At 64.8% G+C, this 25,214-nt stretch carries 26 protein-coding genes and 3 tRNA genes; 17 read left to right on the plus strand and 12 right to left on the minus strand.

Annotated features, from left to right (window positions below; genetic code table 11):
* The first annotated feature begins 38 nt into the window (after positions 1 to 38).
* The gene (gene guaD / locus FIU85_RS04610) at positions 39 to 1,325 is read left to right on the plus strand and encodes a guanine deaminase (protein WP_152496022.1); all 1,287 of its coding nucleotides are present in this window, start codon (positions 39 to 41) and stop codon (positions 1,323 to 1,325) included.
* 100 nt (positions 1,326 to 1,425) lie between these two features.
* Here the strand turns inward: guaD and FIU85_RS04615 are convergent.
* A tRNA-Leu gene (locus FIU85_RS04615) sits at positions 1,426 to 1,512 on the minus strand.
* Between the two features lie 124 nt (positions 1,513 to 1,636).
* Between FIU85_RS04615 and lipB the strand changes: the two genes are divergently transcribed.
* Entirely contained in the window at positions 1,637 to 2,284 is a 648-nt protein-coding gene (gene lipB, locus FIU85_RS04620; RefSeq protein ID WP_152496023.1) for a lipoyl(octanoyl) transferase LipB, read from the plus strand.
* A 169-nt stretch (positions 2,285 to 2,453) separates the two neighbouring features.
* Here lipB and FIU85_RS04625 read toward each other — a convergent pair whose 3' ends face one another.
* The gene (locus tag FIU85_RS04625; protein ID WP_152491858.1) at positions 2,454 to 2,882 is read right to left on the minus strand and encodes an organic hydroperoxide resistance protein; all 429 of its coding nucleotides are present in this window, start codon (positions 2,880 to 2,882) and stop codon (positions 2,454 to 2,456) included.
* 106 nt (positions 2,883 to 2,988) lie between these two features.
* Between FIU85_RS04625 and FIU85_RS04630 the strand changes: the two genes are divergently transcribed.
* On the plus strand, positions 2,989 to 3,417 hold the full coding sequence (locus tag FIU85_RS04630; RefSeq protein ID WP_254701808.1) for a MarR family winged helix-turn-helix transcriptional regulator: 429 nt from the start codon (positions 2,989 to 2,991) through the stop codon (positions 3,415 to 3,417).
* Positions 3,418 to 3,611: 194 nt separating this feature from the next.
* Here the strand turns inward: FIU85_RS04630 and FIU85_RS04635 are convergent, their stop codons facing one another.
* Positions 3,612 to 5,957 carry an ATP-dependent helicase gene (locus FIU85_RS04635; protein ID WP_152496024.1) on the minus strand — a complete coding sequence of 782 codons (2,346 nt, stop codon included), beginning with the start codon at positions 5,955 to 5,957 and terminating at the stop codon, positions 3,612 to 3,614.
* A gap of 143 nt (positions 5,958 to 6,100) precedes the next feature.
* On the minus strand, positions 6,101 to 6,559 hold the full coding sequence (locus FIU85_RS04640; protein WP_152496025.1) for a hypothetical protein: 459 nt from the start codon (positions 6,557 to 6,559) through the stop codon (positions 6,101 to 6,103).
* Positions 6,560 to 6,872: 313 nt separating this feature from the next.
* On the opposite strand from FIU85_RS04640, the gene FIU85_RS04645 reads away from it, so the two are divergent.
* The 8 genes from FIU85_RS04645 to hisH all read left to right on the plus strand — a co-directional run bounded on the left by FIU85_RS04645 (position 6,873) and on the right by hisH (position 15,439).
* Positions 6,873 to 7,427, plus strand: coding sequence for a hypothetical protein (locus FIU85_RS04645; RefSeq protein ID WP_152496026.1), 555 nt, complete (start codon positions 6,873 to 6,875; stop codon positions 7,425 to 7,427).
* 350 nt (positions 7,428 to 7,777) lie between these two features.
* Positions 7,778 to 8,920 (plus strand): alpha-hydroxy acid oxidase, encoded by a 1,143-nt coding sequence (locus tag FIU85_RS04650; protein ID WP_152498180.1) that lies wholly within the window; start codon positions 7,778 to 7,780, stop codon positions 8,918 to 8,920.
* Between the two features lie 275 nt (positions 8,921 to 9,195).
* Positions 9,196 to 12,639, plus strand: a complete 3,444-nt coding sequence (gene pyc / locus FIU85_RS04655) for a pyruvate carboxylase (RefSeq protein WP_152496027.1) — start codon at positions 9,196 to 9,198, stop codon at positions 12,637 to 12,639.
* 116 nt (positions 12,640 to 12,755) lie between these two features.
* Positions 12,756 to 13,583 carry a phosphodiesterase gene (locus FIU85_RS04660; protein ID WP_152496028.1) on the plus strand — a complete coding sequence of 276 codons (828 nt, stop codon included), beginning with the start codon at positions 12,756 to 12,758 and terminating at the stop codon, positions 13,581 to 13,583.
* A gap of 179 nt (positions 13,584 to 13,762) precedes the next feature.
* On the plus strand, positions 13,763 to 13,897 hold the full coding sequence (locus FIU85_RS22495; RefSeq protein ID WP_261391105.1) for a hypothetical protein: 135 nt from the start codon (positions 13,763 to 13,765) through the stop codon (positions 13,895 to 13,897).
* A gap of 89 nt (positions 13,898 to 13,986) precedes the next feature.
* Positions 13,987 to 14,061 (plus strand) — tRNA-Gly (locus FIU85_RS04665).
* A gap of 147 nt (positions 14,062 to 14,208) precedes the next feature.
* The gene (gene hisB, locus FIU85_RS04670; protein ID WP_152496029.1) at positions 14,209 to 14,796 is read left to right on the plus strand and encodes an imidazoleglycerol-phosphate dehydratase HisB; all 588 of its coding nucleotides are present in this window, start codon (positions 14,209 to 14,211) and stop codon (positions 14,794 to 14,796) included.
* Between the two features lie 4 nt (positions 14,797 to 14,800).
* Positions 14,801 to 15,439 (plus strand): imidazole glycerol phosphate synthase subunit HisH, encoded by a 639-nt coding sequence (gene hisH / locus FIU85_RS04675; protein ID WP_152496030.1) that lies wholly within the window; start codon positions 14,801 to 14,803, stop codon positions 15,437 to 15,439.
* Between the two features lie 3 nt (positions 15,440 to 15,442).
* Here the strand turns inward: hisH and FIU85_RS04680 are convergent, their stop codons facing one another.
* The gene (locus FIU85_RS04680; RefSeq protein WP_172978794.1) at positions 15,443 to 15,826 is read right to left on the minus strand and encodes a DUF2147 domain-containing protein; all 384 of its coding nucleotides are present in this window, start codon (positions 15,824 to 15,826) and stop codon (positions 15,443 to 15,445) included.
* A 161-nt stretch (positions 15,827 to 15,987) separates the two neighbouring features.
* Complete coding sequence (locus tag FIU85_RS04685) at positions 15,988 to 16,374, minus strand: DUF2147 domain-containing protein (RefSeq protein ID WP_152491848.1); 387 nt, start codon at positions 16,372 to 16,374, stop codon at positions 15,988 to 15,990.
* A 139-nt stretch (positions 16,375 to 16,513) separates the two neighbouring features.
* Between FIU85_RS04685 and hisA the strand changes: the two genes are divergently transcribed.
* Positions 16,514 to 17,236 carry a 1-(5-phosphoribosyl)-5-[(5-phosphoribosylamino)methylideneamino]imidazole-4-carboxamide isomerase gene (hisA, locus tag FIU85_RS04690; protein ID WP_152496032.1) on the plus strand — a complete coding sequence of 241 codons (723 nt, stop codon included), beginning with the start codon at positions 16,514 to 16,516 and terminating at the stop codon, positions 17,234 to 17,236.
* 25 nt (positions 17,237 to 17,261) lie between these two features.
* Here the strand turns inward: hisA and FIU85_RS04695 are convergent, their stop codons facing one another.
* The 3 genes from FIU85_RS04695 to FIU85_RS04705 form a co-directional block, all read right to left on the minus strand.
* On the minus strand, positions 17,262 to 18,404 hold the full coding sequence (locus tag FIU85_RS04695; RefSeq protein ID WP_254703004.1) for a beta-lactamase: 1,143 nt from the start codon (positions 18,402 to 18,404) through the stop codon (positions 17,262 to 17,264).
* A gap of 163 nt (positions 18,405 to 18,567) precedes the next feature.
* Positions 18,568 to 19,020 carry a DUF302 domain-containing protein gene (locus FIU85_RS04700; RefSeq protein ID WP_152496034.1) on the minus strand — a complete coding sequence of 151 codons (453 nt, stop codon included), beginning with the start codon at positions 19,018 to 19,020 and terminating at the stop codon, positions 18,568 to 18,570.
* Between the two features lie 177 nt (positions 19,021 to 19,197).
* The gene (locus tag FIU85_RS04705; protein WP_152496035.1) at positions 19,198 to 19,890 is read right to left on the minus strand and encodes a hypothetical protein; all 693 of its coding nucleotides are present in this window, start codon (positions 19,888 to 19,890) and stop codon (positions 19,198 to 19,200) included.
* A 171-nt stretch (positions 19,891 to 20,061) separates the two neighbouring features.
* Here FIU85_RS04705 and hisF point away from each other — a divergent pair, with 171 nt between their 5' ends.
* Genes hisF through FIU85_RS04720 form a run of 3 tightly spaced genes read left to right on the plus strand, consistent with a single transcriptional unit; the run spans position 20,062 to position 21,421 of the window.
* Positions 20,062 to 20,826, plus strand: coding sequence for an imidazole glycerol phosphate synthase subunit HisF (hisF, locus tag FIU85_RS04710; protein ID WP_152491843.1), 765 nt, complete (start codon positions 20,062 to 20,064; stop codon positions 20,824 to 20,826).
* A complete protein-coding gene (locus FIU85_RS04715; RefSeq protein ID WP_152491842.1) occupies positions 20,823 to 21,134 on the plus strand; it encodes a phosphoribosyl-ATP diphosphatase in 312 nt (103 codons plus the stop codon). Before hisF ends, FIU85_RS04715 begins: the two co-directional genes overlap by 4 nt.
* Positions 21,131 to 21,421, plus strand: coding sequence for a Dabb family protein (locus FIU85_RS04720; RefSeq protein WP_152491841.1), 291 nt, complete (start codon positions 21,131 to 21,133; stop codon positions 21,419 to 21,421). The genes FIU85_RS04715 and FIU85_RS04720 overlap by 4 nt, the downstream gene beginning before the upstream one ends.
* Before the next feature lie 15 nt (positions 21,422 to 21,436).
* Here FIU85_RS04720 and FIU85_RS04725 read toward each other — a convergent pair whose 3' ends face one another.
* From FIU85_RS04725 to rlmB, 3 genes are all read right to left on the minus strand, one after another.
* Positions 21,437 to 21,910 carry a CoA-binding protein gene (locus tag FIU85_RS04725; protein WP_152496036.1) on the minus strand — a complete coding sequence of 158 codons (474 nt, stop codon included), beginning with the start codon at positions 21,908 to 21,910 and terminating at the stop codon, positions 21,437 to 21,439.
* A gap of 195 nt (positions 21,911 to 22,105) precedes the next feature.
* On the minus strand, positions 22,106 to 22,432 hold the full coding sequence (locus FIU85_RS04730) for a hypothetical protein (protein WP_152496037.1): 327 nt from the start codon (positions 22,430 to 22,432) through the stop codon (positions 22,106 to 22,108).
* A gap of 18 nt (positions 22,433 to 22,450) precedes the next feature.
* Positions 22,451 to 23,236, minus strand: coding sequence for a 23S rRNA (guanosine(2251)-2'-O)-methyltransferase RlmB (gene rlmB / locus FIU85_RS04735; protein WP_152494423.1), 786 nt, complete (start codon positions 23,234 to 23,236; stop codon positions 22,451 to 22,453).
* 113 nt (positions 23,237 to 23,349) lie between these two features.
* On the opposite strand from rlmB, the gene FIU85_RS04740 reads away from it, so the two are divergent.
* Positions 23,350 to 23,433: transfer RNA gene (locus FIU85_RS04740), tRNA-Tyr, on the plus strand.
* Positions 23,434 to 23,649: 216 nt separating this feature from the next.
* Entirely contained in the window at positions 23,650 to 25,203 is a 1,554-nt protein-coding gene (locus FIU85_RS04745) for a PAS domain-containing methyl-accepting chemotaxis protein (protein WP_152496038.1), read from the plus strand.
* The last annotated feature ends 11 nt before the right edge of the window (positions 25,204 to 25,214 follow it).

Raw genomic sequence — 25,214 nt, forward strand, 5'->3', positions numbered from 1 at the left:
ATCCTGCCCCCGGACCGGCCCCGAGGACACCACACCGCATGACCCCCCCGCGCATCCTGACCGGACAGGTCCTCTGCTTCACCCGCTCGCCGTTCCAGGGCGACCCCGCCGGCTCCGCCCGCCTCGACGAGGCCGTCCTGATCGAGAACGGCCACGTCACCCGCACCGGCCCCCTCGCGGACCTGCGCACCGCCGCCCCGGACGCCCGGATCGAGCGTTACGACAACCATCTCATCTCGCCCGGCTTCATCGACGCCCACGCGCATTACCCCCAGACTGGCATCATCGCCAGCTGGGGCAAACGCCTGCGCGACTGGCTGGAAACCTACACCTTCCCGGAGGAAATGCGCCTCGCCGATCCCGCCTACGCGCACCGGATCGCCAACCGCTACCTCGACCTCATACTGGCCAACGGCACCACCACCGTCGCGACGTTCTGCACCTCCCACGCCCACAGCGCCGACGCCTTTTTCGAGGCCGCGCAATGCCGCAACCTCCGCGCCGTCGCCGGCAAGACCTGCATGGACCGCAACGCCCCCGCCGCCCTCCTGGACACCGCGCAATCCGCCTATGACGACAGCGCCGCCCTCATCGCCCGCTGGCACGGCACCGGCCGGCTGACCTATGCCATCACCCCGCGCTTCTCGCCCACCTCGACGCCCGATCAACTCTCTGCCCTCGGCGCGCTCTGGGCCGAACACCCCACTTGTCTCATGCAAACGCATCTCTCCGAACAGGCCGAGGAAATCGACTGGGTCAAATCCCTTTTCCCGACGGCCCGCGACTATCTTGACACCTACGAGTCCCACGGCCTTCTCGGCTCCCGCGGCCTCTATGGCCACGCCATCCACCTCACCGCCCGCGAACGCGCCCGCCTGGCCGAGACCGGCGCGGCGCTCATACACTGCCCCACCTCCAACACCTTCATCGGCTCCGGCCTCTTCGACATGGCCGCGCGCCTCGAGGACGGCCACCGCATCGGCCTTGCCACCGATACCGGGGGCGGCTCGTCCCTGTCCATGCTGCGCACCATGGCCGCCGCCTACGAGATCGGCCAGCTTTCCGGCACCGCCCTGCACCCCGCGCAGCTGTGGTGGCTGGCGACAGCGGGCAGCGCCGACGCCCTGCACCTCTCGGACCGCATCGGCACTATCGCCCCGGGAATGGAGGCCGACCTTGTCGCCATAAACCTCGCCTCGACTCCGGCGATTGCCCAGCGCGCCGCCCGCGCCGAGGACCTCTGGCAGGCCGTCTTCCCCACGATCATGATGGCCGACGACCGCGCCATCGCCCAAATCTGGGTGACGGGAACGCCGCAATCGTAGGGTGGGGTTCAACCCCACCACGCGAACGCCGATTTTCGAATGAACATCCATGCCGCCCTCCACCCTCGATCATCGCGCAACGCGAATGGGTGTTCGGGACTGGTGCGGTCGGGGGGACTCGAACCCCCACGAGTGTTAGCTCACAGCGACCTCAACGCTGCGCGTCTACCAATTCCGCCACGACCGCCCGTGACCGAAAGACGCTCTGAACGAACGCCTTGGTGCAGCGCCGTATAGGCAATCGCGCCCGGCTTGTGAAGGCCAAAAACCACGGCTTTGACAAAATCCGCGCCACCTGCCAAAGCACGCCGATGGTAGACTGGATCACCTCCCCCGGCCTCGTCGACTACGAGACCGCCTGCGCCGAGATGGAGGCCCGCGCCGAGGCCATCGCGCGCGGCGACGCCGACGAGGCGATCTGGCTCCTGGAGCATCCGCCGCTCTACACCGCCGGCACCTCCGCCAAACCCGCCGACCTCACCGATCCCGACCGCTTTCCGGTCTATCCCACGAAACGCGGCGGACAATACACCTATCACGGCCCCGGGCAGCGCGTCGTCTACGTCATGCTCAACGTGGGCCAGCGCGGCCGCGACGTCCGCGCCTTCGTGCAACAACTGGAATCTTGGGTCATCGCCACCCTCGACCAGTTCAATGTCACCGGCGAGATCCGCGAGGGCCGCGTCGGCGTCTGGGTCACGCGCGACGACAAGCCGCTCACCGCCACGGGGCAAAAGCCCGAAGACAAGATCGCCGCCATCGGCATCCGCCTGCGCAAATGGGTCAGTTTCCACGGCATCTCGATCAACGTCGAACCCGACCTCGATCATTTCTCCGGCATCGTCCCCTGCGGCATCACCGACCACGGCGTCACCTCGCTCGTCGATCTCGGCCTTCCCGTCACCCTGAGCGACGTGGACGTGGCCCTGCAAAAGACCTTTCCCCGGGTGTTCGGCTAAAGCGTTTCCGGGTCAGTCCGAAACATGCATAGCTTCTGGCGTTCGAAGAGGCCGCGAAAAGCGATCCGGTTTTTCCCGGAAACGCCCTGATCCACGCACGAAAAGACCCGGACGAAGCACGATTCACGGTCTTGCCTCGCCCGGGCCCACGCCGGCAATAGGCCAGCCGTCAGGCCAGCTCGGTTTTCACCTCGATATTGCCTTGCGTCGCATTGGAATACGGACAGATGAAATGCCCGCGCTCCATGATCTTCTTCGCGGTGTCCTCGTCCACGCCCGGCATCGACACTTTCAGGTCCACCTTCAGACCGAATCCGCCGTCTTCACGCGGTCCGATCCCTACCTTGGCATCGACCGATGCATCCTGAGGCACCTCGCCCAGCTTTTCGCTCTGCGCGGCAAAGCGCATCGCGCCCAAGTAGCACGCGGCATAGCCCGTCGCGAACAGCTCCTCGGGGTTGTGTCCCTTGCCGGCCCCGCCCAGCGCCTCTGGCGTGTCCATGGTAAAGGTCAGCATACCGTTCTTCAGGCGCGCCACCCCTTCGCGGCCACCGCCAGTGGCATGGGCTTCGGTCCAGTACTTGATATCGGTCGACATGAAGGCTCCCTTTCATCGCTCAAGATTAAATCGTACACGATACATATATCGGTCGCCCATCCTGTCAACGCTTGCGATCAAATCGCGCACGACATATCTTTCCGCAATGAGCACCCTCCCCCCACCCGACATGCTGTGTTTCGCGCTCTATTCTACGGCGCACCGGATGCAGCAGACCTACAAGCCGCTCCTCGCACCGCTGGGCCTGACCTATCCGCAATACCTGTTGCTCAGCGCGCTCTGGTTCGGGGACGCCCGCACGGTCGGCGCCCTGGGCCGCGAGTTGCAGCTTGAATCCAACACGCTCACCCCCTTGATCAAGCGCCTGGAAACCCGCGGCCTTCTGCGCCGCGAACGCGACACCGCGGACGAACGCCAGGTCCGCGTGCATCTCACCGACACGGGCCGCGCCCTTCAGGCCGACGCCGCGCATATCCCCGACTGCATCACCCGCGAAACCGGCATGGACATGACAGACCTCGCCCGCCTGCGCGACGAGATCCTCGCTCTGCGCGACCGGCTCGACCGCGCCTGACGCCCCGCGCCCTCCCGGCGCGGCCACCTTCCTCTGGCCGAAAACATCCCCGCCGGAGGCCCCGGCCCGACAACCAGGCCCGCCGGGTGAACGCGTCACATCACCACCCGCGCCCCGAGACGCCGCCTGTCGCGGCGTCGAGACGACCTGCGCGCGCGCAGCGCGCCCCTTCGGATCACCGAACCCCGACCCCGTCAAAACGGAATATCATCCGCCCCGGTCACGAACCGCGCCACCACCTTCTTGACCCCGGCCTTCTCGAAATCGATCTCCAGCTTGTCGCCCTCGATCCCGATGATCGCGCCATAGCCGAACTTCTGGTGAAACACCCGCTCGCCCATCTCGTGCGCGCTCACCGCCTGGGCGTCAATCACCATGTCGCGCGCCTCCTGCGGCTGGCTCACCGGGCGCTGCTGGCTCCGCGCCTGCATCCGCTTCCAGCCCGGCGAGTTATAGACATTGGCCTCGGCGACACGGGATTCAATCGTGCCAAGACCACCGCCCGCCGCGCCATAGCCCCCGCCATACAGCCCCGGCGGCGTCAGCACCTCGACGTGATCCTCCGGCAGTTCGTCAATGAACCGGCTCGGCATCTGGCTCTGCCATTGCCCGTAGACCCGCCGGTTCCCGGCAAAGGAGATCGTGCACACCTCCTCGGCCCGCGTGATCCCCACATAGGCCAGCCGACGCTCCTCCTCGAGCCCCTTCAGCCCGCTCTCATCCATGCTCCGCTGGCTGGGGAAGAGGCCATCCTCCCACCCCGGCAGGAACACGGCCGGAAACTCCAAGCCCTTGGCGGCGTGCAACGTCATGATGCTGACCTTCTCGCCCGCCTCCTCGCTCTCATTGTCCATGATCAGGCTGACATGCTCCAGGAACCCCTGCAGGTTCTCGAACCCTTCCAAGGCCTTCACCAGTTCCTTGAGGTTTTCCAGCCGCCCCGGCGCCTCGGGCGTCTTGTCCAGCTGCCACATCTCGGTATAGCCGCTCTCGTCCAGCACCATCTCGGCCAGCTCCACGTGGCTGACATCCTTGTCCCCCACCAGCCGCCCCCAGCGCCGCAAACCGTCCAGCAGCTTGCCCAGTTCCGAGGCTCCTTTCCCGGTCAGCCCCTTCTCTTCCAACAGGATCGCCGCGCCTTCCAACAGCGACACGCCGTTCTGCCGCGCTGTCACCTGGATCTTCTGCTGCGCCTTGTCGCCCAGGCCCCGCTTCGGCGTGTTCACCACCCGCTCGAAGGCCAGGTCATCGGCCGGGCTGACCACCAGCCGGAAATAGGCCATGGCATCGCGGATCTCCATCCGCTCGTAAAAGCGCGGCCCCCCGATCACCCGGTACGGCATCCCGATCGTCAGAAACCGGTCTTCGAAGGCCCGCATCTGATGCGACGCCCGCACGAGGATCGCCATGTGGTCGAGGCTCATCGGCGCCATCCCCCGCGTGCCCCGCTGCATCGCCTCGATCTCTTCCCCGACCCAACGCGCCTCCTCGTCGCCGTCCCAGTGACCGATCAGGCGCACCTTCTCGCCCTCCTCGGCTTGCGTCCACAATTCCTTGCCCAGCCGGTCCTTGTTGCCCGAAATCACGCCCCCGGCCGCCGCCAGGATATGCGGCGTCGAGCGATAATTCTGCTCCAGCCGGACAACAGTGGCGCCCGGAAAATCCTTCTCGAACCGGAGGATGTTGCCCACCTCGGCCCCGCGCCAGCCATAGATCGACTGGTCGTCATCGCCCACGCAACAGATGTTCCGGTGCCCCCCGGCTAACAGCCGCAGCCACAAATACTGCGCCACGTTGGTGTCCTGGTACTCGTCGACCAGGATATAGCGGAACCAGCGCCGGTACTGCTCCAGCACGTCGTCATGGGTCTGAAAGATCGTCACCATGTGCAGCAGCAGATCGCCGAAATCCACCGCGTTCAACTCGCGCAGCCGGGTCTGGTACTGCTTGTAAAGCGCCACGCCCTTGCCGTCATAGGCACTGGCCTCGGCGGCCGGCACCTGATCGGGCGTCCACGCCCGGTTCTTCCACTGGTCGATGATCCCGGCCAGCATCCGCGCGGGCCAGCGCTTGTCGTCGATATTCGCCGCCGCCACCAACTGCTTCAGCAGCCGCAACTGATCGTCGGTGTCGAGAATGGTGAAGTTCGACTTCAGCTCCACCAGCTCCGCATGCCGCCGCAACAGCTTCACGCAGATCGAATGGAACGTGCCCAGCCACGGCATCCCCTCGACCGCCTCGCCCATCACCCGGCCCACGCGCATCTTCATCTCGCGCGCCGCCTTGTTGGTGAAGGTCACGGCCAGAATCTCGTTCGGCCTTGCGGTGCCCGTGTTCAGCAAGTGAACCATGCGCGTGGTCAGCGCCTTGGTCTTGCCGGTCCCGGCCCCTGCCAGCATCAGCACGGGCCCTTCCAATGCCTCCACCGCCTCGCGCTGCGCGGGGTTCAGGTCGTCCAGATAGGGCGTCGGGCGGGCCGCCATCGCGCGCGTCGCCAGTGACGCGCTCTCGAAGGCATCGGATTCGTCGAAACTGCTCATGGCCCAAGAATAGCGAAGCCGCGTCCCGAGGAAAAGCCAATGTTCACACTGTGTTCCAACCCGTTAACACTTATTCACCCCCCTTGACGCCGCGTAGGGTGGGTGAAAACCCACCTTTCATGCGTGAATGTAACGCCCCACGCCTACGACCCCGCGTCCCGCTTCCGCCGCAACGCCTGCAAATCGCAACGGCTGGCAACGGCCCCCGGCCCCGGCAGGTCATCCGCCCCCGCCGCGCCCCGCCGCAGGCCCGACGTGGCCGCCCAGCGCTGGATCGCCCCTTCAGAACACCGCAGGTAAAGCACCCCCGCCGCCTTGGTCACATGGCGCATCTCGAACTCGAACCGGCCTTCATACCCGTCCCGGTCGATCAGGATCACCGCGGGTTTCTTGCCCGTCAAATGCTGCGCGAAGAGCGCCTGATGCAGCGAATCCCGCGCGCTCGCGCTGCCGTCGAGGCCCAGCTCGATCACATGGTCCCGGGTCTCGCAATCCACGCGCACATACCGCTTCATGCCCGCCACGTCGAAATAGTGCCGCTGCTCCTCGGCGCTTCCCGCCAGGAACGCGCACAGCAAAGCGGCCAGTTCAACCTCGCCCATCCAACACACCCTCCCGCGCCCGAAACCCGATAACAAAGGTCAACACGGCGCCCGCCAAACCATACCCCCGATTTCACTCCCACCGACCGGGCGCGCCCGCAATAACGTTTCTCAATCAATGTTAACGTCCGCGACCGCCCCACTTCCGCCCCACAAAAGATATTCCCCACGAAAATTCGTACGAATTTTCACCCATGCCACGAACCGACCGCCCGGATCGGATCGGCGCGATCCCGCCTTCCCTGCGGCACCGATTGGAACGAACCGGCGGTATCCCCGTTAGACAGGCAATGGAAAAAGGAGGAGGATCCCCATGAAACGCAAGATGACAAGTGTGCTCGCACTATGCACCATTGCCGGTCTTTCCGGCCCCGCCCTGGCGGATTGCCAGGATGAACTGGCACAACTCACCGGCGAGGCCGGAATGGAAGTCGAAGGCGGCATCTCCAAGGACGGCAGCCTCGCCCCGCTGGAAGACCCGGATGCAAACGCCGACGCGTCCGGCAGCGTGGACGGCGCCGCCAGCACCTCGGACACGGACACGTCCGACAGCAGCTCCAACACCGACCTGTCGGCACAGGCCGAGGACATGAACTCGGACGCGGCCGAAGGCGATGGCGAGGTCGTCAAGGACGGCGACACCGCCCCGCTCGAGACCGATACATCCTCCGTGGCCACCTCCGGACAGGACGCCGCCGCGCAGCAGGACGGTTCGGGCGACGCCAGCGCCACGGCCAACTCGGATGCCAACTCGGACTCCGAGATGTCGCAAGAGGCCAAGGATGCCATCGAAACCGCGAAAGCAGCGCTCGAAGCCGGCGACGAGAAAGCCTGCATGGACGCCGTCGAGGAAGCGCGCAATTCGTGACGCCGCGACGCATCGCTGAACGAGACCAGAACGCCGCCATCCCGTACAGGGGTGGCGGCGTCGGTTTGTCCGCAGCCGTCCCGGACCCGATCCGGGACCTGCCCGCCCGATGCCCGGAAAACGCCGCGGGGCGGCCCGGGCGTTAACCTTCCCTCAACATTCGCGGCCTCCGGCCCGTCGCGCACCGCGCGTCGCGTCAACCCCGGCAAACGCGGAAAACCCCACCGTCGCGATACCACCCGGATACCGACGCGATACCGACGTGACATTTCGAATCGATCCGCACCGTTAACCCCGCCCCCCGGATGATTTCCCTTTCCGGGCGCATCCCGGCTTGCTATCGCTTTGCCATGTCGCTCGATGCCCGTTTTCCCGCCATTTCCGACCTGCGCGCCCGCGCCCGTCGCCGGTTGCCGCATTTCGTCTGGGAATACCTCGACAGCGGCACCGGGTCCGAGGCCACGACGCGGCGCAACAAGGCGCAGATCGATGCGGTCCGCCTGATGCCCTCGATCCTGCATGGCGAGATCGCCCCGGATCTGAAAACTTCCCTTTTGGGACAAGAGTTTGACTTGCCATTCGGCATCGCTCCCGTGGGCATGTCCGGCATGATCTGGCCCGGCGCGGAACAGCTTTTGGCCCGCGCCGCGGCACGGGCGAACATCCCCTACACGCTCTCCACCGTGGCCACGCAAAAGCCCGAGGATCTGACCGGTTCACTCGGCCCGCATGCCTGGTTCCAGTTCTATCCGCCGCGCGATCCCGAAATCCGCAAGGACATGATCCAACGCATCAGGACGGCCGGGTTTTCCACTCTGGTCCTGACCGTGGACGTGCCCATCGCCTCGCGTCGCGAACGCCAGGTGCGGTCAGGCCTGACCACCCCGCCCCGGATCACGCCGCGCGTCCTGGCGCAGATCGCGATCCGCCCCGCCTGGGCCATGGGCATGTCCGGTCGCGGCATGCCCCGGATGCGCTTCATCGACGATTATGCGCCGGATACCAAGGGGTTACCCTCGAACAAGCATGCCGGCTACCTGCTGCGCACCTCCCCGGACTGGTCGTATCTTGCCTGGCTGCGCGAGCATTGGGATGGCCCCCTGGTCATCAAGGGCGTTCAGGATCATCGCGACGTGGCACGCCTGCAATCCGAAGGCGTCGACGCGATCTGGATCTCCAACCACGCCGGCCGCCAGTTCGACGCGGCCCCGGCCACGATCGAGGCGCTGCCTCTCATCCGCGCCGAAACCGACCTGCCGATCCTCCTGGATGGCGGTATCGAGAGCGGCCTGGACATCCTGCGTGCCTTGGCCCTGGGGGCGGATTTCGTCATGCTGGGACGGGCCTGGCACTACGCGCTCGCCGCCCTCGGGCGGGACGGCCCGGGGCATCTGGTGCATATCCTCAAGACCGATCTCGAGGCCAACATGGGCCAGTTGGGCCTTGGCCGCCCACGGGATGCCCGCGGCCGCCTGCTGCCGGACACGGACTGAGCGACCATAGCGCCCGACCTTCACGAAACGTTAACCTGCGCACCCGTACAGTCTCGCGGCGACCCGGCCTCGACACGCCCCCCGGGATGCGGCGCCGGTCTCCCGATCGGGTAGCTTCACTACCCGCCCGGCCAAGAAAATCGCCCGGCGGTGGATGTACCCACTTTGTCGGATTGCGCTACCCTCTTGCAAAACCTAAAAACAGGCGCAACGCTGCACTGCGGCGCAAAAACTGCTGAGCAACCGCAGCGAACGACATGACGGGAGGACAGGCCATGGCCGAGTTCAAGAAAATTCTTATCGCCAACCGGGGCGAGATTGCCATCCGCATCATGCGCGCCGCAAACGAGCTGGGCAAACGCACCGTGGCCGTCTTCGCCGAAGAGGACAAGCTGGGCCTGCACCGTTTCAAGGCGGACGAGGCGTACCGGATCGGCGAGGGACTGGGCCCCGTGCAGGCCTATCTCTCGATCGACGAGATCATCCGCGTCGCCAAGAAATCCGGCGCCGACGCGATCCATCCGGGCTATGGCCTTCTGTCCGAGAACCCCGCGCTGGTTGATGCGTGCGAGGCCAACGGCATCACCTTCATCGGCCCAAAAGCCGAGACAATGCGTGCCCTTGGCGACAAGGCCAGCGCCCGCCGCGTCGCCATCGAGGCCGGCGTGCCCGTCATCCCCGCCACCGAGGTGCTGGGCGAGGACATGGACCAGATTCGCAAGGAAGCGTCCGAGATCGGCTACCCGATGATGCTCAAGGCCTCCTGGGGCGGCGGCGGGCGCGGAATGCGGCCCATCGAGTCGGAAAAAGAGCTGGCCGAGAAGGTCCGCGAGGGCCGGCGCGAGGCCGAGGCGGCCTTCGGCAACGGCGAGGGCTATCTGGAAAAGATGATCACCCGCGCCCGTCACGTCGAGGTCCAGATCCTGGGCGACAAGCATGGCAACATGTACCACCTCTTCGAGCGGGACTGCTCGGTCCAGCGCCGCAACCAGAAGGTCGTCGAACGCGCGCCCGCGCCCTACTTGACCGACGCGCAGCGCGAGGAGATCTGCCAGCTGGGCTACAAGATCTGCAAGCACGTCAATTACGAATGCGCCGGCACGGTCGAGTTCCTGATGGATATGGACACCGACCAGTTCTACTTCATCGAGGTGAACCCCCGCGTCCAGGTCGAGCACACCGTGACCGAGGAGGTCACCGGCATCGACATCGTCCAGGCCCAGATCAAGATCGCCGAAGGCAAGACGCTGGAGGAAGCCACCCGCAAGACGTCACAGGATCAGATCACCCTCAACGGCCACGCGATCCAGACCCGGATCACCACCGAGGACCCGCAAAACAACTTCATCCCCGATTACGGCCGCATCACCGCCTTCCGCGAGGCCACCGGCATGGGCATCCGCCTCGACGGCGGTACGGCCTATTCGGGCGGCGTCATCACCCGCTACTACGACAGCCTGCTGGTCAAGATCACCGCCCACGCGCAAACGCCCGAAGGCGCCATCGCCCGGATGGACCGCGCCCTGCGCGAGTTCCGCATCCGCGGCGTCAGCACGAACATCGCCTTTGTCGAAAACCTGCTGAAACACCCCATTTTCCTCAGCAACGAATACACCACCAAGTTCATCGACACGACGCCCGAGCTCTTCGACTTCGCCGCCCGCCGCGACCGCGGCACCAAGGTGCTCACCTACATCGCCGACATCACGGTAAACGGCCACCCCGAGGTCCAGGGCCGCGTGAAACCGCGCGAGGACCTCGCCCTGCCCCGCGCGCCCAAGCCGAAGAACGAAACGATCACCGATGGCGCCAAGCAGATCCTCGACCGCGACGGCCCGCAGGCGGTGGCCGACTGGATGTCCGCCCAGAAACAGGTGCTGATGACCGACACCACCATGCGCGACAGCCACCAATCCCTTCTGGCCACGCGCATGCGGTCTATCGACATGATCCAGATCGCCGAGAACTATGCCCATGATCTGCCACAGCTTTTCTCGGTCGAATGCTGGGGCGGCGCCACCTTCGACGTGGCCTACCGCTTTCTCGACGAATGCCCGTGGCAGCGCCTGCGCGACCTGCGCGAACGGATGCCCAACCTGCTGACCCAGATGCTGCTGCGCGGCTCAAACGGCGTGGGCTACACCAACTATCCCGACAACGTCGTGCAGGCCTTCGTCAAACAGGCGGCTGAGAGCGGCGTCGACATCTTCCGCGTCTTCGATCCGCTGAACTGGACCGAGAACATGCGCGTGTCGATGGACGCTGTGCGCGACGCCGACAAGGTGCTGGAAGCGGCGATCTGCTACACCGGCGACATCCTCGACCCGAACCGTGCGAAGTACGACCTGAACTACTACCTCAAGATGGCCAAGGAGCTGAAAGAGGCCGGCACCCATATCCTCTGCATCAAGGACATGGGCGGCCTTCTGAAACCCGCCTCCGCCACGGTGCTTTTCAAGGCCCTGAAGGAAGAGATCGGCCTGCCCATCCACTTCCACACGCACGACACAGCAGGCGTGGCCTCTGCCACGATCCTCGCCGCCGCCGATGCGGGCGTCGATGCCGTGGACTGCGCTATGGACGCGCTGTCGGGCAACACCAGCCAGGCCACCATGGGCTCGGTGGTCGAGGCCCTGCGCCACACCGACCGCGACACCGGGCTCGATATCGACGCAATCCGAAAGATCTCGATCTACTGGGAAAACGTGCGCGAGCACTACGCCGCCTTCGAGAGCGCCATGCAATCGCCCACGTCGGAGGTCTACCTGCACGAGATGCCCGGCGGCCAGTTCACCAACCTGCGCGCCCAGGCCCGCTCGCTGGGGCTCGAGGCCAAGTGGCCTGAGATTGCCCGCACCTATGCCGACGTAAATCAGATGTTCGGCGACGTGATCAAGGTGACCCCCATCGCCAAGACCGTGGGCGACCTGGCGCTGATGATGGTCAGCCAGGGCCTCACCTGCGAAGACGTGCTCGACCCCAAGACCGAGGTCAGCTTCCCCGAAAGCGTTGTCACCCTGATGAAAGGTTACGTGGGCCAAGCCCCCGGCGGCTTCCCCGACGATATCGTGCGCAAGGTTCTGAAGGACGAGAAACCCATCACCGTCCGCCCCGGCACCCTGCTCGAGCCCGAAGATCTCGAGGCGCGACACAAGGAGCTTCAGGACAAGTTCGAGGACGAGGAGATCGACAACGAGGACCTGATGGGCGCGATGATGTATCCGAAGGTTTTCGATGCCTACATGGAGCGCCACCAAGTCTACGGCCCCGTCCGCACCCTGCCCACCAAGACGTTCTTCTACGGCATGGAACCGGCCGAGGAGATCTCGGCCGAGATCGACCCCGGCAAGACGCTGGAAATCCGGCTGGTCGCCGTGGGCGAAACCCACGAGGACGGCGAGGCGCGGGTGTTCTTCGAACTGAACGGCCAGCCTCGAACCATTCGTGTCCCCGACCGCCGCGTCAAGGAAACCGTCCAGGCCCGGCCCAAGGCCGAGGCCGGCAATGCCGACCATATCGGTGCACCCATGCCGGGGGCCGTGGCCACCGTGGCGGTCAGCGCAGGCCAGCAAATCAAGACGGGCGACCTGCTCCTGACCATCGAGGCGATGAAGATGGAAACCGGCCTGCACGCCGAACGTGACGCCACCGTCAAGGCCGTGCACGTCCAGCCCGGCGCCCAGATCGACGCCAAGGACCTACTGGTCGAACTTGAGTGACCCATCCCGGGCGGGGCGCGCAGGCCGACGCGCCCCGCCCCACCCCGGCCAACAGCCCCCTTTCCAAAACCCGCGAATCCGACAAAGCTGCGCCGGTCTGAACGCCGGGGGATGTCATGCAGAAAATCATCGTCTTCACCGACATCCATTTCGTGCCCGAGGGCGAGACGATCATCGGCCTCGATCCCGCCGCACGCTTCGCCCAGGGCCTCGCCCATGCGCAGAAACACCACCCGGATGCCGCCCGTATCGTCATCACCGGCGATCTCACCCATCACGGGACCGACCCCGAGTACCGCCGCCTGCAAGCCGCGCTGGCAGACGTGCAGGTCCCGGTGTCGCTCATGCTGGGAAATCACGACCGCCGCGCTCCCTTCCGGTCGGTGTTCACCGATGCACCGCAAACGCCCGAGGGATTCGTCCAGGATGCGATCGACCTCGACGACACCCGCCTTGTCCTGCTCGACACCCTCAACGAAGACGCCGACGACACCCATAGCGGGCTTTTGTGCGATGATCGGCTGGACTGGATGGAAGCCGCCATCGCAGGCGCACAAGGCCGCCGGGTGATCCTCTTCCTGCACCATCCGCCCATCCTGACAGGGTTCGGCGGCATGGATTGGATCGGCCTGAAATCGCGCCGCCAGCTGGCCGCGCGGCTGGAAGGGCACGACTCCGTCCACCAGATCGTCGCCGGCCATATCCACCGCACGATCCAGGGCGGGTTCGCCACCGGCGCGGGCAACCGCATCCCCACCGCGATTTTCAAAAGCCCATGTCACCAGATGCCCATGGCGCTCGGTTTTCAGGATCCCAGCCTTTCGGTGGACGAGCCGGGGGCCTACGGCCTTCTGCTGCTTGGCCCGGACGGGATCGTGGTGCACACCGAGGACTTCACTCTGCCGCCTGCAAACCGCGTCTGTTACGACACCCAACGCGGCTGACCTGCGGCTTCGCGGCTTGCCGCATGGCGCCACCGTCCGCGTTGTCGCCTCAGGGCCAGGCGCGCTTTTCCGCCACTTGGCACCCGCCCCCCGGTTTTGCTTGCCCGATGGCTGTCAGGATACTACCCTCAGTTGCACCCTGCTGCCTTTGCCGCAGTCTCTACCGAAGGAGACGTGACGTGACCGGATTGCATGATCAAGACCCGGATGTGCCGACGCCCCCGACGAAAAAGCGTCGTGCCCTGTTTTTCGCATTTTTGCTGCTTGCCTCCACCCTTGTCTATGTCGAGCTGATCCTGCGCTACGGCAACTGACGGACGCCGCGGCAAAAAAATCCGCCCAAGCTGCGATTTTCCCTTGCAGCCCCGCGCGAGACTTTATATCTCCGCCTCACCCAACGGACGCGGGCGTAGCTCAGGGGTAGAGCATTACCTTGCCAAGGTAAGGGTCGTGAGTTCGAATCTCATCGCCCGCTCCAATTTCTCTCCAAGTTGATCGACAGAACCGGCAGAATGCCGGTTCTCGTGCCAATCGGCACCACGTTCCTCCCGACCTGTTCCGCCCCCCTTGGCGCGCCTGCCAAGCCCGCCTATAACGGCGCGGCAAACACTCAGGGACGCACCCAATGCGCAGCGCCAGCATCACCCGCAAGACCGCCGAAACCGATATCTCGGTCACGATCGACCTCGATGGCACCGGCACCTACGACAACCGGACCGGCGTGGGGTTCTTCGACCACATGCTGGACCAGCTGGCCCGCCACGCCCTGATCGACATGGACATCCGCTGCGAGGGCGACCTGCATATCGACGACCACCACACTGTCGAGGACGTGGGCATCGCGCTCGGCCAGGCCCTGACGCAGGCCGTGGGCGACAAGAAAGGCATCCGCCGCTACGGCTCCTGCCTGCTGCCCATGGACGACGCGCTGGTGCGCGCCGCGCTGGATATTTCCGCCCGGCCCTACCTGGTGTGGAACGTCGCCATGCCCACCGCCCAGATCAAGACATTCGACACCGAACTGGTGCGCGAGTTCTTCCAGGCGTTCAGCACCCATGGCGGGCTCACGCTGCATGTCGACGCGCTGCACGGCATCAACAGCCACCACATTGCCGAGGCCGCGTTCAAGTCCGTCGCTCGCGCCCTGCGCGATGCGCTCGAAATCGACCCGCGCAAATCGGATGCGATCCCGTCCACCAAGGGCACGCTCTGAGCCCATGACAACCGTCATCGTCGATTACGAATCCGGCAACCTGCATTCGGCCGAAAAAGCATTTCAGCGCATGGCGTCCGAGGCCGGTGCCGGCAAGGTCGTCGTGACCTCGGACCCCGAGACCGTACGCACGGCCACGCGCATCGTGCTGCCCGGCGACGGCGCCTTCCCGGCCTGCCGGAACGAGCTTTATGACCATCGCGGCCTCTTCGAGGCGATGAAGGAGACGGTCATCGACAAGGGCCGCCCCTTCATGGGCATCTGTATCGGGATGCAGATGCTGGCCACGCGCGGGCTGGAATATACCGAGACGGATGGGTTTGACTGGATTGCCGGGACGGTCGTTTCGGTCGCGCCGTCGGATCCGTCGATGAAGGTTCCGCACATGGGCTGGAACGACCTTGTGATCGACACGCCCCATCCCGTGCTTGACGGCGTCAGCACCGGCGACCACGCCTATTTCGTGCATTCCTACCATTTCGAGGTCGCGGACCTCTCCCAGCGGATCGCCCACGTGGATTATGGCTTGCCGGTGACGGCCGTGGTGGGCCGCGACAACCTCGTCGGCACCCAGTTCCACCCGGAGAAAAGCCAGGCCACCGGCCTGCGCATCATCCGCAATTTCCTGGCCTGGACGCCCTGAGGCCTATTGGATGCGGGTCCAGTTCTGCGACATGCAGACCGGCCCCATGCAGCCCCGGACCGTCATCCGGTCGCCCCGAAGGGTCATGCCCGCGGGATATTCGCGCTGATGGGCCGGGATCCAGGCGCGCCCTTCGTATTTGCCATTGCCGGTCGGCGTGGCGTTCCGGATCACCTTGTGCCCGACGCTCGCGGCCGCCACCTCCTGCCCTTGCGAATTGAAGGTACGCGTGATCTTGCCGCAGACGGCGTTGCCGCAGTCGTACACATTCACATGGGCAATGATGCCCTTCTTGTCGGGCTCGGTCTGCCACGTGCCCGTCGCCGGATCGGCCAATGCCGCACCCGTGGTTCCGATTAACAGTGCAAAAGACATAGCCATACGCATTGGCCGGGCCTCCTTCCTACCTGATTTCAACATATTACAGGTAAGACGTGCGGCCCGGCCAATTCGTTCAATCACAGTTCCGTATCAGGCGGAAAAGGGCTTATTTCACCTTTGTCCACGTGCCGCCGTCGCGGCCTTCGCAACAAACTATGCCATGGACCTCAGTTGACCCGTTTCCAAGTCTGTTTCGCACAAATAAGCCCGCCGGCGACACATCCGCGCAGTTGCAACGTGTTCCCGTTCAAATCAAGCTTTCCAATGTAAACCTTGTTGTTGGACGGGCGCCAGACCTTGCCTTCGTAACGTCCATTGCCTGCCGGCTTCATCTGACGCACGACCTGCTTGCCGATATTCGGTGACTTGTATTCGCCGTTCTCATTGAAGGTCCGCGTGAACACGCCACAAATCGCGTCGCCGCATTTCTGCATTTTGACATGTGCGAAAGAGCCGTCGTCGGGTTCTGTCTGCCAAGTTCCCAGAACAGGGTCAGCCAAGGCGGCGCCGGCACTCATCAAGGTGGCCACGAAGGCCAGTGTCATCGTTCTCATGCGTATCTCCTCCCGCAAATGATGCCACGCAGCATGCGGCCACCGCCCGGCCCCTATCAAGCCTGACGCCACGTCGCGTTGCAAACGCCGTCCCGTTATGGCACATCGCGGCAAAGCCCTTTGCCCGGATGACCCACCCATGATCCTCTACCCCGCCATCGACCTCAAGGACGGCCAGGCCGTACGCCTCTTCAAGGGCGAAATGGAGAAAGCAACAGTGTTCAACGACGACCCCGCCGCGCAGGCGATGGAATTCGTGAACGCGGGCTGCGAATGGCTGCACCTCGTCGACCTCAACGGCGCTTTCGCCGGTGAGCCGGTGAACGCCGCCCCGGTCGAGGCGATCCTGGAACGCACAAAGGTGCCCGCCCAGCTTGGCGGCGGCATCCGCGACATGGCGACGATCGACCGCTGGCTCGGCAAGGGCCTCGCCCGCGTCATCCTCGGCACCGTGGCGGTCGAAAATCCTGCCCTCGTGCGCGAGGCGGCACAGGCCTTCCCCGGCCAGGTGGCCGTGGGCATCGACGCCCGCAACGGCCGCGTGGCGACCAAGGGCTGGGCCGAGGAAACCGATGTCATGGTCACCGACCTTGCCCGGTCATTCGAGGACGCGGGCGTCGCCGCGATCATCTACACAGACATCAACCGCGACGGCGCCATGCAGGGCCCGAACATCGAGGCGACGGCGGCACTCGCCAACGCCGTCTCGATCCCGGTCATCGCCTCGGGCGGTGTGTCGTCCCTCGACGACCTCGTCGCGCTGAGGGATTGCGGCGCCCCACTGAACGGCGCGATCTCGGGCCGGGCGCTCTACGACGGGGCATTGGACCTGAAAGTGGCCCTGCGCACCCTCTCCGCCTGACGCGAGACCGGCACGACGACCCGTGTCACTGTCCTTCAAGAAGGTCCGTCACGAATCCGTGCATCGCCCGCACACGCGCCTCGTTCGGGATGTTGCGATTGGCCAGGTAGACCACGCCAAGATCCTGCGCCGGCAGCAATACGACATAGGCCCCGAAGCCGAAAGTCGCCCCCGTCTTGTTCAGGATCACGTCCTGTCCCGGCGCCCGGGCCGGAGTGATGCGCTCCATCGGCTGCGGCTCCAGTATGAAGTCATAGCTGTTGCCTCGGACCATCCGGTCCGCATCGACCGGCCAAGGATACTCTTCCCAGATCAGGTTCTGTACATAAGCTTCGGTCGTCCCGAACCCTTCACGCGTCCGCGCCAAGGCTTGCGTCAGATCATCACCCGCCTGAGCATGTCCCAGGTAGAGGTCCAGCAGCCGCACCAGATCCCGAGCCGAGGACTTGACCCCGTAAGCCTCGTCACCAAGCACACCGGGACCGACGCGGATCGCCTCTCCCGTATCGCGATCCACTCCATACGCGTAGCGCGGCATCACCGCCTCTGGCACGTCCACAAACGTGTCCCGCAACCCCATCTCGGCAAACAGGCCCTGCTCCATCAGTTCGGCATAGCTCCTGTCGGCGATCCGCGATTCGATATGACCCAGCAAACCGATACTTATGTTCGAATAACTGCGCGCACCCCTCATCGACAGGGCCCAGTCTTTCAGCCAGGAAATCAGTGCATCGATGTCACTTACCCCGTCCGGCACCTGAAGGGGCAAGCCACCGGAATGGTGCGTCGCAAGGTCAGCGAGCGACAGAGCGCCGAACGCGCTTCCCTTCAGCGGTTCAATGTAGGCTGACACCGGATCATCCAGGTCAAGTTCGCCCCGCACCTCCATCAACGCCGCCTGGGTTGCCGTGAAGAGCTTGCTGATTGATCCCAACTCGAACAGGGTATCCGGCGTCACCGCCACGCCGTCGTCCCGCGCCGCAAGCCCGATCGTAAAGAACTGGCTGTCCCCGCCATGGGTTATGCCCAGGGCAATACCCGGAATGTCGTGCGTCTCCATCAGCGGGCCGAAATGCCGAGCCGCCAGGGCATCGATGTCGGACTCCTCGGCCACTGCCGCACCGCAAGCCAAAACGGCGACAAACGCCCCCATCAGTTTTTTCATCATTTTCTCACTCACTGCCTCGATACTGTTGCCGCCCGTCAGTACCCGGCTTTCCCGCTACCGCCAATCCGCGTCTTGCCGCGTGAGCGGGTATTCACTCCGCCACCCGGCCGAATCAGCAAAGGCCGCACGAAGCGGCCCTTGTCATTGCAATTCGAACGCCGGTTTAGCCGCCCGCCGCCTTCTCGGTCAGCTTGCCGAGCGCGCCGGTCATCTGCTGGATATACTCCGCGTCGTCGTCGATCCTGTCCAGTTCGTCGAACATTTCCTCGGGGTCCTCGTAGGCCAGCCAGACCTGCCCATCCGCATCTTCGTACACCAGCACCTTCATCGGCAGGAACAGCCCCGCCAGCGGGTCGGCCTGCATCGCCGGCGTGCCCAGCTTGGGGTTGCCGAAGATCAGAACCTCCGAGGGGGCCAGTTGCATCCCGACACCTTCGGCCCCGCCGGCATGATCGACGCGGGCAAAGACCGTGGCACCGGCACCTTCCACCGCCGCTTCCAGCGCGTCCATCGTGCTGGCCACGTCGCTGCTGGACTGCACCTTCATCAGATCGTCATCTGCGAATGCGGGGCCGGCCAGCGCGGTCACGGCGGCAAGTGTCAGAAATCGTTTCATCTCGAATATCTCCTGCAAGGGGTCCGTCCACCCTTATAGCTAAGCCGACCGCACCGCGTGGAAACAGGTATTCGCGGAATCGGCTCGATCCCGCCGGGCCCCGCCTTCACGCACGCCAACACCCGGCCGAGGACCGGGTGCTGACTTTCCATTGAAGGCGGGCCATTGAAGGCGGGCCTACTGCCAGGTCGTATAGCCAAGCGACAGCGTCTTGGGCGATCCGCCCGACACGGCGTTCACGCGAAACTGGCTGATCCGCCCTTCGTTGGTCTTGGCGCAGATGTAGGACCCCACCGGAATATCCCGCAGCGACACCCGGTTCGCGCTGTACCGCGCAGCTCGACAGCCGTCAAAGCCCCGGTTGCGCCGGTCGCCCACACCCAGCTGCGCGCCATTGCGCGGCGCCAGGTACAAAAGCTCCGCCGTCTCGGCCTGGAACCAGATGTCCACGCCACTGCCGCGGCCCACCGCCCCACGGTCAAGATCCGCGGTCCAGGTCTGCGGGATCTCCAGCGGTCCGGTCGAGAAGGTCCGCGCCCCTGCGCCCGAGGCCGACCCGCGGCTGCACTCGAACTGCCGACCGCGCACCCGGCAGGTCGCTCCGTCCGGCGCATAGCGCTGGATCGACCCTGCGGGTCCGTAGATGCACTGCAGCGCCGCGCGCCCGCCGATATTGGTGACCCGCGCCTCGGTCAGCGAGTTGACGATCGGCGTGTTCCACCAGCCTCCCGGAAGGCCCGTGGTCACCTCGCGCCGGATCTGGCTGTGCGGGCAGGTGATGGTCTCGGCCTGCGCCGGTGCGGCCGGCGCGGCGACGGCGGCGGTCATGGCCAGCGACAGCATGGCGAGGGTGGATTTGAAAGACATCATGGCGTGGTCCTTTCGCAAGGGTTGGAGTAAGGCGCAGAACCGCGCCGACACCTGTCCGTCGCCCATCCCCCCGGCGGGGTTCAAAAATCGCCGCCTGGAGATGCGCGCGCCCAAAGCCCCATTGGCACCGCCCGCCGCCCGCGCTAGAAGGCAGGCGCGAAAGGACGGCCCATGCTCAAGATCCGCATCATTCCCTGCCTCGACGTGGCCGATGGCCGCGTGGTCAAGGGTGTGAACTTCGTCAACCTGCGCGACGCGGGCGACCCCGTGGATGCGGCCCGCGCCTATGATGCCGCGGGTGCCGACGAGCTGTGCTTTCTCGACATCCACGCCACCCACGAAAACCGCGGGGTGATGCTCGACGTGGTCACCCGCACCGCCGAGCAATGCTACATCCCGCTCACCGTGGGCGGCGGTGTCCGTACCGTCGCGGATGTGCGTGCACTGCTGCTGGCGGGGGCCGACAAGGTCTCGTTCAACTCCGCCGCCGTGGCCGACCCCGACGTGGTTCGCCTTGCCGCCGACCAGTTCGGCAGCCAGTGCATCGTGGTGGCCATCGACGCCAAGACGGTCAGCCCCGGCAAGTGGGAGATCTTCACGCATGGCGGGCGCAAGCCCACCGGCATCGACGCCATCGAGTTCGCCAAGCTGGTCGAGGACAAGGGCGCCGGGGAAATCCTGCTGACTTCGATGGACCGCGACGGCACCCGTTCGGGCTTCAACCTGCCCCTCACCCGCGCCATCGCGGACGCGGTCTCGATCCCGGTCATCGCCTCGGGCGGCGTCGGCACTCTCGACCACCTCGTCGACGGCGTCACCAAGGGCGGCGCCTCCGCCGTGCTGGCCGCCTCCATCTTCCATTTCGGCGATCACACCATCGCCGAGGCCAAGGCTCACATGGCCGCGGCCGGCATCCCGATGAGGATCGGCGCATGACCCTCGAAGAGCTGGAACAGATCGTCGCCACCCGCGCCAGCGCCTCGCCCGAGGACAGCTGGACCGCCAAGCTGCTGGCCAAGGGCCCCGAGAAGGTCGCCGAGAAGTTCGGCGAGGAAGCCATCGAGGCGCTGATCGAAGCGGTCAGGGACGACAAACCGCGCTTGACGTCAGAGGCCGCCGACGTGCTCTTTCACCTGCTCGTCATGCTGCACAGCCGCGGTGTCTCCGTGGATGACGTCATGACGGAACTCGCCGCCCGCCAATCGCAGTCCGGCCTCGCCGAGAAAGCCGCCAGGTCCGAATGATTCGCCACATCGTTTTCTTCACCGCCAAGGATCCCGCCGACCTGCCCGAAATTCGCGCCGGTCTGGAAATGCTTGGCCAGATCCCCCACAGCACCCATTTCGAGGTCGGACAGAATATACATGCCGACACCCTGACCGGCGCGGAAGTCGATCTCGTGGTCTATGTGGAATTCCCCGACGAGGCCGCGCTCGCGGCCTACAAGGCCCACCCGATCTATTCCCGCGCCATCGCCCGCGTCAAACCGCTGCGCGAAATGCGCATCGCCGCGGATATCCCCGCCGCCTGAGCGCCGTCATGGCTCCTACAATTTCGATGAAATCACGCCGGTATTGAACCCGCCCATCCGCAACTCGCCGAACAGGCGCTGGTATTCGATCTTCGGACAACGGTTCATCACCACGTCGACGCCCCGTGCCCGCGCCTTTTCCGCGGCCTCTTCGTGCGATACGCCGATCTGCATCCAGATCGTCTGCAGCGCCGGGAACCGCTCCAGCGCCTCGTCCACGATCGCGGGCACATGCTCGGGCCGGCGAAAGATGTCGATCATGTCGAACTCGCCCTCGATGTCGCTCAACGATCCCAGCACCATTGCCCCGAACGCGGTCTTGCCAGCGTGGCCGGGGTTGATCGGAACCACTTCGTAGCCCTTCAGCTTCAGATAGCGCGCCACGTAGAAGCTCGGGCGCACCTCGTTCATCGACACGCCGACGACCGCGATGCGCTTGGTGCGCTTCAGGATATTCCGCAGATGGGACTCTGTGTACCGTTCGTTCATGGCACCACCCTAAAGCGCTTGCGAAAAAGAAAAAAGCGCCCGGGATAACCCGGGCGCCAGTCGCGGAACGAGGGACAGTGAAGAGAAACGCCGGAGTTCCAGTTCGGCGCTTCTGACATGTGAGATAGGTACTGATTTTTAGATAAAAAGAGGTTGTAAAATACGTGTGAAGAATCGGTAAGAATCCGCCGGATCTCAGTCGATGATGTCTTCCACCACGTCCCAGACCTCCTCCAGCAGCCGTCCGAACATCGGCTTGCGCCGCTTTTTCGATTTCTTCTTGCGCCGCCTCGGGTCGGCTCCACCATGCCACTCGGGCTTTTCGGCCACGGGCCGTCCCGTGCGGCGATCCACCGGCGCCTTCTTCTGTCGGACATCCTGCGCCCGGGGGGATCGCGGCATCATCTTCATGTCGTGCAACGGCGCACCGCATGCCCGGCAGGTCAGTTCATGCAGCGTCTCGTCGAACACCAGAACAGCCCGCGTTCCGCAGTAACAGCACGTGGCGATCTTCCGGCCCATCAGCCCCCCGTCGGTTGGTCAGTCGGTTTGTCCTCTCGATGCATATAGGGCCACGGCAGCCGCATTTGAGACATTGAGCGACCCGAACGCGCCGGAAAAGCCGATCCGCACCAATTTGTCGCAGGTCTCGCGAGTCTTCTGCCGCAACCCGGGCCCTTCCGCCCCCAGCACCAGCGCCACGGGACGGTCCTGTACGCCGACCAGCGCCTCTTCGATCGTTTCCCCGGCCGTGCCGTCAAGCCCAAGCACGATGTACCCCATGCCCTGAAGCGCCGCGATGGCGTCCGACAGGTTGCGCACGCGCAGGTACGGCTGCCGCTCCAGTGCCCCGCTCGCCGTCTTGGCCAGCGCCCCGGTCTCGGGCGCGGAATGGTGGCGCGGCGCGATCACGGCCGAGGCGCCGAAGACTTCCGCCGACCGCAGGATGGCGCCCACGTTATGCGGGTCCGTCACCCGGTCCAGCATCATCACGCGCGGCGGCCGGGTTCCGTCGCCCAGGCAGACATCCTCCAGCGTTCCCCAGTCCAGCGGCTTAACCTCCAGCGCGGCGCCCTGGTGCACCGATTGCGGATCCAGCGGCGCGCTGAACTTTCGCGGATCGGCCATCTCCGCCGTCATGCCCGACGTTGCGATGGCGTCCGCCAGTTTGTCGGCGGCGTTCTTCGTCACCACCAGCCGCAGCTTGTGGCGCCGTGGATTCTCCAGCGCATCGCGCACCGCGTGCAAGCCGAACAACCATACCGTTTCCGACGCGGCGGCCTTCTTGGCCTGTTCCTTTTCCACCACCCACTTGGGTTTCTTCATCGCCATCCGGGGGCCTCCTTCACAGGCGCCGGACAATGGCCCCGCACCACCGCAATCGCAAGCGATTTTCCGGTTGACGGGGCAACGGCCCGCTTCTAAACACGCGCCTCAGTGGGCGACAGGCCGCAAGGTGTGGCAGGGGACTGTAACTCCCTCGCGGAGACGCACGCTAGGTTCGATTCCTAGGTCGCCCACCATTTTTCAGGACGCAACACCAAACTTTCGAACGTCGCGGTTGCACTGGAGATCCCCACGGGTCCGCTCCACCTGTGCCCGCCCCTCATCCCCGCGCCTGGATCGACGGTATTTAAGGCATATCCACCGCAATCTGCCTGTTGCGGAAAGGAAAACATTAATCTCCAGCGCGTACGACCTTACCCGAGTGAAGGGACCATTGCGTGTGAGGATGTGCCGTGACCAAGACCAGTACCACCGTGAAAGACGACGCTTCAGGCGACGTTCAGGATGACCGAAACCACCTGACGCAGCTCGAAGGCCTCGCCGACGCCCTGCACCGCGTGCAGGCGGTGATCGAGTTCGAGCTTGACGGCACGATCCTGACGGCCAACGACAATTTTCTCTCCACGCTCGGCTATTCGCTGGACGAGATCGTGGGCAAGCACCACCGCATGTTCTGCAACAGCGACTACGTGCGCTCCGATGCCTATCGCGATTTCTGGATGAACCTTGCCATGGGCAAGTTCGAGGCGGGCGAATTCAAACGCATCACCAAGGACGGCAGAGAGATCTGGATCAACGCCTCCTACAATCCGATCTTCGACGCCACCGGCAAACCGATCAAGGTCGTCAAGTTCGCCACCGAAATTACGAAAAGTAAGCTGGATGCGCTGGAACAGACCGCCAAGCTGGCAGCCGTCAGCCGCGTACAGGCCATGATCGAGTTCACGCCCGATGGCAAAATACTGGACGCGAACGAGAATTTCTGCGCCGCGACCGGCTACACCCTGAACGAAATCCGCGGCAAGCATCACCGGATCTTCTGCGACGATGCATACAGCGCCTCGAAAGACTACACGCGTTTCTGGGAAAAGCTGGCGTCGGGCGAACACGATGAAGGCAAGTACCGCCGCATCGACCGCGACGGCAAGGACCTGTTCCTGCGCGCCACCTACACTCCCATTATCGACGACGACGGCAAAGTCCTGAAGGTGGTCAAGTTCGCCTTCGACATCACACCCGAGGTCGAGCTCGAACAGAACGTGACCCGCATCTCGGGCCAGTTCGCCGAGAAATCCGCAAGCATCACCGAACAGGCTCAGAAAGTGGCGGCAGGCGCTCAGACGCTGGGATGCACCACAGAGGAAATCAGCGCCTCGGTCGAGGAACTCAGCGCCTCGATCGATTCCATCGCCCAGAACAGCCGCCTGTCCGACGACATCGCCCAACGCACCAAGCAGGAGGCCGATATCGGCGCCGGCGCCATCGACCGCTCGATCGAGTCCATGGACCTGATCAACGCCTCGTCCGAGCAGATCAACGAAATCGTGAAGGTGATCAGCGAAATCGCGGGGCAGACCAACATGCTGGCCTTCAACGCCGCCATCGAGGCCGCGCGCGCCGGTGAACACGGGCTCGGCTTCTCGGTCGTGGCCGACGAGGTACGCAAGCTGGCCGAGCGGTCCTCGCAGGCGACGAAGGAAATCACCAAGCTGATCAACGAAACGGTCAAGCGGGTCTCGCAAGGAAGCGACGTCTCGCGCGAGGCCGGAGCGGCCTTCAAGAAGATCCTCGAAGGCATCGGCGAAACCACCGACTCCATTTCCCAGATCACCGTGGCCGTCACCGAACAGCAAACCGCCGCACGCGATGTGGCGGACTCGGTTCAGCAGATCGTCGAAGCCTCCGAGGAGGCCGTCATCGCCTCCGACAACATCGCGGCCGCCACCAACGAACTCAGCACCGGCGCGGAAGACCTCAAGACCGAAGTTTCCAAACTGGGCGTGTGATCAAGGACAGG

Source organism: Roseovarius sp. THAF8, assembly GCF_009363735.1.
In the GTDB taxonomy this organism is placed as follows: domain Bacteria; phylum Pseudomonadota; class Alphaproteobacteria; order Rhodobacterales; family Rhodobacteraceae; genus Roseovarius.